General features: G+C 69.0%; 6 protein-coding genes and 1 riboswitch. Of the genes, 4 read left to right on the forward strand and 2 right to left on the reverse strand.

Features of this window, described 5'->3' with window-relative positions; all coding sequences use genetic code 11:
• The 4 genes from U9983_RS25765 to U9983_RS25780 all read left to right on the forward strand — a co-directional run.
• Positions 1–1748, forward strand: a 1748-nt coding sequence (locus tag U9983_RS25765) for an ABC transporter permease (RefSeq protein WP_322756492.1), incomplete at its 5' end; no start/stop codon positions are given.
• On the forward strand, positions 1745–2680 hold the full coding sequence (locus U9983_RS25770; RefSeq protein ID WP_322756493.1) for an ABC transporter ATP-binding protein: 936 nt from the start codon (positions 1745–1747) through the stop codon (positions 2678–2680). The genes U9983_RS25765 and U9983_RS25770, both read left to right, overlap by 4 nt.
• A complete protein-coding gene (locus U9983_RS25775) occupies positions 2677–3474 on the forward strand; it encodes an ABC transporter ATP-binding protein (protein WP_322756494.1) in 798 nt (265 codons plus the stop codon). Before U9983_RS25770 ends, U9983_RS25775 begins: the two co-directional genes overlap by 4 nt.
• Before the next feature lie 263 nt (positions 3475–3737).
• A riboswitch (cyclic di-AMP (ydaO/yuaA leader) is annotated at positions 3738–3910 on the forward strand.
• Between the two features lie 4 nt (positions 3911–3914).
• Positions 3915–4472 (forward strand): transglycosylase family protein, encoded by a 558-nt coding sequence (locus tag U9983_RS25780; RefSeq protein ID WP_322756495.1) that lies wholly within the window; start codon positions 3915–3917, stop codon positions 4470–4472.
• Between the two features lie 99 nt (positions 4473–4571).
• Here U9983_RS25780 and U9983_RS25785 read toward each other — a convergent pair whose 3' ends face one another.
• Both U9983_RS25785 and U9983_RS25790 read right to left on the reverse strand, forming a co-directional pair.
• A complete protein-coding gene (locus U9983_RS25785; protein ID WP_416211546.1) occupies positions 4572–5423 on the reverse strand; it encodes a hypothetical protein in 852 nt (283 codons plus the stop codon).
• A 91-nt stretch (positions 5424–5514) separates the two neighbouring features.
• Positions 5515–6339: a hypothetical protein gene (locus U9983_RS25790; protein ID WP_322756497.1), complete on the reverse strand. Its 825-nt coding sequence runs from the start codon at positions 6337–6339 to the stop codon at positions 5515–5517.
• Between the last annotated feature and the right edge of the window lie 387 nt (positions 6340–6726).

A 6726-nucleotide genomic window follows, 5' to 3' on the forward strand; every position in this document is an offset into this window, starting at 1 on the left:
TGTCCTCGGCGCCGCCGCTTGCGAAGGTCATCGCCTCGGTCGGCGTGATGCTCACTCTTGAAGCCGTTGTGGTGCGCCGGTTCGGCGGCGACATCGGGCCGAGCGTGCCCAGGGTGCTGCCCACCGGGACAACACATCTGTTCGGCGCACGGGTGCCCTACGACCGGCTCGTCCTGGCGGGCCTGACCCTGCTGGCTGCCACCGCGCTGTGGGCGGCCTTCCGGTTCACCCGGTTCGGCCTGGCGACCCGGGCCGCGGCCGGCAACGAGAAGGGGGCGCTGCTGCTGGGCATCTCCCCGTCCCGGCAGGCGGGCGCAACCTGGGTGATCGGCACGGTACTCGCCGGGACGATCGGCATCTTGCTGCGCGGCCTCCTGCCACTGGAGCCCACCGTACTCACCCTCGCCGTCATCCCCGCGCTCGGCGCGGCGCTCGCCGGGGACTTCACCTCCTTCGGGGTGGCCGCGCTGGCCGGTCTCGGCTTCGGGATGTCACGTTCGCTGGTCACCTTCATGGAGACCAGGACGTGGTGGCCGCATGTCAGTGGGCAGCCCCTGCCCGGGGTGCGGGAGGCGCTGCCATTCGTGGTCATCGTCGGGATCATGTTCGTGCGTGGCCGGAGCCTGCCGGTACGCGGTTCGGCGGCCCTCGCCCGACTGCCCTTCTCGCCCACTCCACGCGGTGCGGTGCCCCTGGCAACCGTCGCCGCCGCTGTCACCGCCATCGCCCTGTGCACGCTGAGTTTCGGCTGGCGGGGGGCCATCATCAACAGTCTCATCGGTGTCCTGCTGTCACTGTCGCTGGTGCTGCTGGTCGGCTTCGTCGGCCAGATCTCGTTGGGCCAGATGGCGATCGCCGGAGTCGCCGGTTTCGCGGTCAGCAAACTCGCCGACGGGGCGGGCATCCCGTTCCCGATCGCCCCACTGCTGGCCGCGCTGGTCGCCGCGGTCTTCGGAGCCGCCGCCGCGGTACCGGCGCTGCGCGTACGCGGCGTGAACCTGGCAGTGGTGACGCTGGCGGCCGCCGTCGCCATCGAGGAGCTGGTGTTCAAGAACGACTGGGTGGAGGGCAAGGGCGGCGCAGGCGCACCGGTAAGCTCGCCGGCCCTGTTCGGCCTGCGCTTCGGCCCTAACGATCCGTTCTTTCTCGGTGACGGGAAGCTGCCCAGCGCCGGATTCGGGCTGGCACTGCTGGTCATCGTGGTGCTGTTCGGCCTCGCCGTGTCCAACCTCCGGCGCGGTACGTCGGGCCTGCGCATGCTCGCCGTCCGCGGCAACGAGCGGGCGGCCGCCGCCGCCGGGGTGAACGTGGCGGCGACGAAAATCCTGGCCTTCGGGCTGTCGTCCTTCATTGCGGGAGTCGCCGGAGCGATGATCGGCTACCAGTACGGTTCGCTGACCGCGCCCACCTTCGACGTCTTCACCTCGCTCACCGTTCTGGCCTTCGCCTACCTCGGTGGTATCACCAGCGTGAGCGGTGCTGTGATCGGCGGGTTACTGGCCACCGGTGGGGTCGCCTTCTATACGACGCAGACCGTCTTCGGGGTCGGCAGCGAATTCTCGCTGCTGATCGGCGGCATCGGTCTGGTGCTGACCGCCGTCGGGAACCCGGAGGGAATCGCCGGAGCCCTGCGTGACACCGCCCGGACAGCCGACGGCCTGCTGCGCCGGCATCGGCCCGCGGCTGGGCCCCGGACGCGAGCTCGGACGCGACCGGCTGGCGATGCGGTCGTGGGAGGTGCCAAGTGACCCGATCGACCAGCGGGATCAGCCGTTCGGCGTCGACGCTCAGCGGTCCCGGCCGCACGGCTCCGGCGAACGCGGCGGCCTCCGCCGGGGCGCTGACAGTCGATGGGCTGACCGTACGGTACGGGGGTCTCACCGCCGTGGACGGTGTGAGCCTGACCGTCGAACCCGGCAGGCTGGTCGGTCTGATCGGCCCGAACGGAGCCGGCAAGACCACCCTCCTGGATGCCCTGACCGGCTTCACACCGATCAGCGGCGGCACCATGCGGTTCGGTGGGACCCGCCTGGACCGGATGGCGGCGCACCGGCGCGCGCGGTCCGGTCTCGGCCGCACCTGGCAGTCGGTGGAACTGTTCGACGAGCTGACGGTCGCGGAGAACCTGCGGGTCGCGGCCGAGCCCGCCCGCTGGTGGTCGTTTCTCGCCGACGCGGTACGGCCGGTCCGCCGCCAAGCGGACGCCGTCGCCGAGGCGCTGGCCGCGCTCGACCTCGGGTCGGTCGCTGACCGGCTGCCCACGGAGCTTTCGCACGGGCAGCGCAAGCTCGTCGGAGTCGCGCGGGCGCTGGCCACCCGGCCGTTTCTGGTCTGCCTGGACGAGCCGGCCGCCGGACTCGACACCGGCGAGAGCGCCCGGCTCGGCACGCAACTGCGCCGGCTGGCTGACGCCGGCCTGGGCATGTTGCTGGTCGACCACGACATGGGCCTCGTGCTCGGCACCTGCGACCTGGTCTACGTACTGGAGTTCGGAAAGATCATCGCTCGGGGCACGCCGGAAGAGATCCGCTCGGATGAGCGAGTGATCACAGCGTATCTCGGCACCCGATCCAGCCCGGAGGCCGGTACCGACCGGGACGCCGGGCAGCCGGCCGACTCGATCGAGCTGACCGATATAGCTGACATGACCAATATGACCGAAAACGAAGGGACGCCGTGACCGACGCCCTGCTCGACATCCGCCGTCTCGACGCCGGGTACCTCGGCATCCCGGTGGTGCACGGGCTCGACCTACGGGTCAACGCCGGTGAGATCGTCGCTCTGCTGGGTCCGAACGGCGCCGGCAAGACGACCACCTTGCTGACCATATCCGGTCTGCTACCGGTCATCGGCGGGACGATCGGGTTCCAGGGCCGTTCGATCGCCGGTGCCCGCCCGGACGTCCTCGCTCGACGCGGCCTCGCGCACGTCCCCGAGGACCGGGCACTGTTCATGGACCTGACCGTTCGGGAGAACCTGCGGCTCGCCGGTGGCCGTCGGGCCGCGCACACCGAGCGTGCTCTCGCCTACTTCCCGGCCCTGACGGACCTGCTGCGCCGCCCGGCCGGGCTGCTGTCCGGCGGGGAGCAGCAGATGCTCGCGCTCGGCCGGGCGCTGGCGACCGAACCGGCACTGCTCATGATCGACGAAATGAGCCTCGGCCTGGCGCCGGTCATCGTCGAGCGCCTGCTCCCCGTGCTGCGCCGGATCGTCGACGACACCGGCTGCGGGATTCTTCTCGTCGAGCAGCACGTGCCGATGGCACTCGAGATAGCGGACCGGGGCTACGTGCTCTCCCGGGGCCGGCTGCGGGTCGAGGGCACGGCCGACGAACTCGGCCAGCGCTATGATCTCGTCACGTCCAGCTATCTGGGCGAGGCTCCCGGCCCGGCCGGTGACCAGCCCGGCGCTGACAACGCCGGCACAGATCCGGCGCTCGTGGATACCCGATGCGCATCCGCCGGCCTTGAGTAGGCGGCCCCGCCGTCGGCGCCACCCGGTCGACCCGATTGTCCACAAAGCGCACCAAGCTCTGCGTCAAAATGTGGTTCCCATGTCACGGAAACGTTCCATCAATGCTGGCTGGTTAAAATGAACGCGCGCGCACGCGTATTAATGGTGATCGGTACCGAAATCAATGGTCGATGTTCGACTGTGCGCTTCTTCACCACCCCTTGCCGGCCGACCAGCGGTAGCCGATAGGGTTCCGCCGTGCCTTCGCAACGAGGGCGCGCATCGGACGAAACACGCCGAGTCCTGCCCCGTCCGATGATCGTCAAACCAACGGCAGGAGCGGGGGAACCACTTTCCGGGCGCCAGCGGGCGTCCTTGGGGTGAAGCCGCATGATGCGGCCGGGCATTTCCCAGCCCGAACCCGACAGCTCACCTCGTAGGCGTGGGGAAAGGGCATTTATATGTCCCGTTCGCGCGCCCGCCATCGCGGCAGCAGAGCAACCAGCAGATACACCCGCGCGCTCATCACCATTCCGGCACTCGCCGCCGCCGTCGGCGGTGTCGGCATTGGAATCTCGGGGCCCGCCAGCGCGGCACCGTCGGACGACCAGACGTTGTCGGCAATTGCTCAGTGCGAGTCCGGCGGCAACCCGACAATCGTCAATTCGATAGGCGCCGGCGGACTGTTCCAGTTCCTTCCCAGCACGTGGCAGTCAGTCGGCGGGACCGGTCTGCCGCAGAACGCCTCCGTTGCCGAGCAGTGGAACCGCGCCCGGATGCTGTACGCCCAGCAGGGCACGACGCCGTGGGTTTCATCGCAGTCGTGCTGGTCTGGAAAGGTCGACAGCGTCGCCAACACGGCTCCGACCGCCACACAGTCGCCGTCGGCGGGCTCGGTCGGGAGCGGCAGTGGGAGCGGGAGCGGAAACCCAGCCGACGACGCTCCCTCTGCCGCTAGCCACCACCGGCATTCATACTGGTCGCCCTGGTACCAGAGCACCCAGCCGACTGACGGCTAGACAACAGACGGAAAGGAAACCACCGGCACTCCGGTCGGGCGTCATCCGGCGCCCGACCGCTCGCCGGATTCCGCCACGAGCCGGTACGACTAGATCGCGCTACAAGACGCCGCCGGCATCCGCCGGATCGTCGCCGCGTGCGGGGGTTACGGGCCAGCCAGGCACGGACGGGTGCGTAACGTCCCTGCGGGTCACCGCCAGGAAGCTGACGAAACCGACGATCACAATCGCCAGAACCAGGCTGACCGGCCCGGTGCCCAGTTCAAGGCCACCGCGACCATGGGACACCCCCATCCAGTCGGCGAAGGAGGCACCGAGCGGTCGGGTCACGATGTAGGCAGACCAGAAGGCGAAAATCCCGTTCAGACCAGCCAGCCGGTAGGCCAGGGCCGGGACGGCCATCAGGACGGCAAACATCACACCCGAGGAGAAATAGCCCAGGTGCGCGGTTGTCGCGGTCATGTCTCCCAGGGCGGTACCGAGCGCGAACGTCGCCATGACCGTGGCCCAGTAGAACGCCTCACGACGACGGGTGTGGATACTGTGAATGGACAGGGTCTTCTCGCTCATATACCAGACCGTGAAGATGGCGGCCAGCGCGATCATGAAGAAGGCGGTTGACACGAGATACGGAATGCCAAATCCGACATGCAGGACATCGGCGGCCATCGTGCCGAACACACTGACCATGACAACGGCCGTCCAGTAGATCCAGACAACATATCGACGGACGTAGAACTGCAGCGCCAGCGCGGCCGCCAAGCACACGCCGGCGAGACCGACGGCAATCATCGGGCTGAGTTGGTGGGCCAGGTAATCCGACGTCGTCTCCCCCATGCCGGTGGTCAGCACCTTGGTGATCCAGAAGTACGCCGTCACTTCCGGGACCTTGCTCATTGCGCGTCGAGCACGGTCCCGAAGCACGTTCTGTTGGAGTTGACCTGTCGCCATGGTGGCAACGATGGCACAGCTATCCCCGCGCATCCCCAACCGGGTCGACGACCCCCGCGACGCCGCGTCCCCTATTGCCGGTCGCTCTTAGTCACCGTGTCCGGCTGACGGATGGTAACAAATCCGGCTGAGGTGGCGCAGACGGCTGCTCGGGTGGGGTGAGGATCGCCAGCTCGACCGCTGCGGCCACGGCGACGACGAACCCGATCGCAGCAAGCGGGAGGCAGCCCGGACGGACCTGGTCCCCCAACAGCGCAAACCCCATCGCGGCCGGGATGAGGGTTTCCGCCGCGCCCTGGCTGGCGGTGACAAGCGTCACCGAGCCGCGTTGCAACGCGGCTCCGAACGCACTCAACCCGAGCAGACCGTAGGCCAGTAGTGCCCAGGAAAGGGGGTCGGTGAGGATAGCGCCGAGGGTGTGATCGGCGTCCAACGCCCGTGCACACAGCGCGGTCCCGCCGAACGCCAGCCCCGACAGCGCTCCGAGCACCACAGCGGCGCGCTCTCCCCGCAGGGATCGGCCCGCCGCCGCGCTGGCGGCAACCAGGACGGGAACGAATAGCGCGATCACTATGGTCGCGATGGTGCCCACCGGACGCGGCGGCGCGGGCTGCGCGGTGAGAGCAAGAAGAATCAGGCCGACACCGAGCGCCGCCAGCGCGCGCAGTTGCGCCGGTCCCGGACGGCTGCGCAGGAACACCGCAGCCAGTACCGCGGTGACGCCGGCACTGCCGGCGAGAGTCGCCTGGACCGCGAACAGCGGCAGCGATCGCACCGCCACCAGTGATAGCAGCCAACCGACAAGGTCGAGTGCCAGCCCGATCAGGTAGGGCAGCTGTCGCGCGAGCCGTGGCAGCAGACGCGGATCGAGCGCGCCGGCGGTGACAAGCCGGCGCGCGCCCACCGACTGCAGCACCGAACCGGCCCCATAGCACACAGCACAACCAAAAGCGGACAGGTATGCAACAACAAACACCTGATGATCTAACCATCTGCCGATGACGACCACTCCGGCGCCCCCGGCGCGGCGTGCCCACGGGCAGATGTCGAGGCCTTTCCCGACGGCGGCCGGGACCACCCGAAATGGGTGGTCCCGGCCGCCCTCAGGTACCGCTGTCGCAGACCTGGCGAGGAGAAATCCCTCAGCGCAGCGGCAACGCCCGGGTGTGCTCGATCCGTACCGCCCGCAACGCGTCCGGGTCCAGGCCGAGCAGGGCCAGGATCGTCGGGGCGATCTGGGTGGTCTCGACCCGATGCCCGTCCACCTCGTGGTGTGCAACGCCGGCGCCGGACACGACCAGCG

It is taken from the genome of Protofrankia sp. Cas3, assembly GCF_963555955.1.
GTDB lineage: Bacteria > Actinomycetota > Actinomycetes > Frankiales > Frankiaceae > Protofrankia.